The sequence below is a fragment of the Dietzia sp. B44 genome, from assembly GCF_014145245.1.
Taxonomy (GTDB): Bacteria; Actinomycetota; Actinomycetes; order Mycobacteriales; family Mycobacteriaceae; genus Dietzia; species Dietzia natronolimnaea.
The window spans coordinates 1-1,026 of record NZ_JAALEF010000457.1; the positions used below are offsets into that span (position 1 = coordinate 1).

Here is a 1,026-nt window from a genome sequence, read left to right on the forward strand (position 1 = left end):
GGGCCGCCTCGCGCAGGGCCAGGATCTCGGCGTGGGCGAAGGGGTCACCGTCGGCCTCGCGCCGGTTGGTGGCCACGGCCAGCTCCCGGCCGTCAGGCCCCACCACGAGCGCGCCGACCGGCACATCACCCTCGGGGGTGTCACCGGCGGCCGCCAGGGCCCGCCGTATCAACCGCTCGTCCTCGGACCGGGGCGACGTCGGTGACATGGGCGCGGTCACAGGGGTGACCGCCTCACGAGCATGACCGCCTCACGAGTCGGGCAGGTGCCGCTCGAGCTCCTCGCCGAAACCCATCCGCTCGGCCAGCGACTGCAGCTGCTCGTCGGCGTAGAGGTCGGTCTCGGACACGATGATCTCCAGCACCCCCGGCGGCAACCCCACGTCCTCGAGGATCGCCATGTCGCCCTCGCCCCAGGGGTCGGCGTCCTCGAGATCCTCGTCCGGAAGCTCCACGTTGAGCTCGTCGAGCACGTCGGCCGCGAGGTCGTAGTCGAGGGACGCGGTCGCATCGGAGAGCATGAGCCGCATCCCGGACGGGCCGGGACGAAGGATCACGAAGAACTCGTGATCGACGTCGACGAGGCCGAACGACGCCCCCTCGGTGCGCAGCGAGCGGACCTGCCGCGCGGCGTCGTCGAGACTGGTGAGCGCGGTGTCATCGAGTCTGGTGATCTGCCATGAACCGCCCGCCTGCAACACCCCGAGAGCGGAACCGGTGACGGCGTCGTCGTCGCTGTCGCTGTCGCGGGTGTTTCGGTCGGAGGTGCTGGCCATGGGCCCAACCGTAGTCTGCTGTGAGAACCTTGTCAGGTGGCGGCGGTGACGGACGTGTGCGTGCTCGGAGCGGGCCTGATCGGCGGTTCGTTGCTGCGGGTCCTGGGCCCGGATCGGGCGTTCGGGTGGAATCGCTCGACCCCCGGCGCGGAGGCGGCGACGGCGGCCGGCTTCCACGTCTCGACGGATCTGGCCGACACGCTCCGCCGGGCCGCGCGGACGGACGCCCTCGTCGTCGTCGGCGTCCCCCT

Annotated in this window: 2 protein-coding genes and 1 pseudogene; 1 reads left to right on the forward strand and 2 read right to left on the reverse strand. The window is 71.6% G+C overall.

Features of this window, described 5'->3' with window-relative positions; translation table 11 throughout:
- Both G6017_RS14060 and G6017_RS14065 read right to left on the reverse strand, forming a co-directional pair.
- Positions 1 to 208, reverse strand: a 208-nt coding sequence (locus G6017_RS14060) for a tRNA-specific adenosine deaminase (protein WP_182617915.1), incomplete at its 3' end; no start/stop codon positions are given.
- Positions 209 to 250: 42 nt separating this feature from the next.
- Complete coding sequence (locus G6017_RS14065) at positions 251 to 775, reverse strand: tRNA adenosine deaminase-associated protein (RefSeq protein WP_095717134.1); 525 nt, start codon at positions 773 to 775, stop codon at positions 251 to 253.
- Between the two features lie 36 nt (positions 776 to 811).
- On the opposite strand from G6017_RS14065, the pseudogene G6017_RS14070 reads away from it, so the two are divergent.
- Positions 812 to 1,026 (forward strand): annotated as a pseudogene (locus G6017_RS14070) (prephenate dehydrogenase); the annotation flags it as partial.

Coding starts and splice junctions, on each gene's coding strand:
- G6017_RS14065 (WP_095717134.1), bottom strand. CDS start 775: ATGGCCAGCACCTCCGACCGAAACACCCGCGACAGCGACAGCGACGAC.